The organism is Fulvivirga imtechensis AK7, assembly GCF_000331535.1.
In the GTDB taxonomy this organism is placed as follows: domain Bacteria; phylum Bacteroidota; class Bacteroidia; order Cytophagales; family Cyclobacteriaceae; genus Fulvivirga; species Fulvivirga imtechensis.
Genome location: NZ_AMZN01000210.1, coordinates 1 through 417 on the forward strand (window position 1 = coordinate 1; position 417 = coordinate 417).

The window sequence follows — 417 nt, forward strand, 5'->3', positions numbered from 1 at the left end:
TTGCGGTCTGGACGGGACTCGAATGCTGACGAGGAGTCAGCATGCTGATAATTGCTTTACTAAAAGCAATTCGTCAGCACCCGCGATGTCGTGGTGATACTTTATCATGAAGTCAACGGTTCTCTGAAAAGACAGATTTTTCAGTTTACGCTCTAGCGACATAGCCTGCGACCTGCTATCCTTTTTTGTGTACCACAAAAGTTTCCAAGGTACACCTCTGGCGGTAGATTTCTCTCTTCCGGCATTATGCCTGTACACTCGTTGTGTGATATCAGAAGATTGTCCTTTATAAAAGGAATGTGTAGAATGTGAATATAAGATATAAACATAAAATGCCATGGTGCATTGAATATACTCAAACAAAAAAGCCTCTCAGATCACTTCCGAGAGGCTTTTGCGGTCTGGACGGGACTCGAA

At 43.2% G+C, this 417-nt stretch carries 1 protein-coding gene; it reads right to left on the reverse strand.

The features are described 5' to 3' along the window. Positions 1-36 precede the first annotated feature (36 nt). Complete coding sequence (locus C900_RS27825; RefSeq protein WP_009583837.1) at positions 37-339, reverse strand: GIY-YIG nuclease family protein; 303 nt, start codon at positions 337-339, stop codon at positions 37-39. Positions 340-417: the final 78 nt, after the last annotated feature.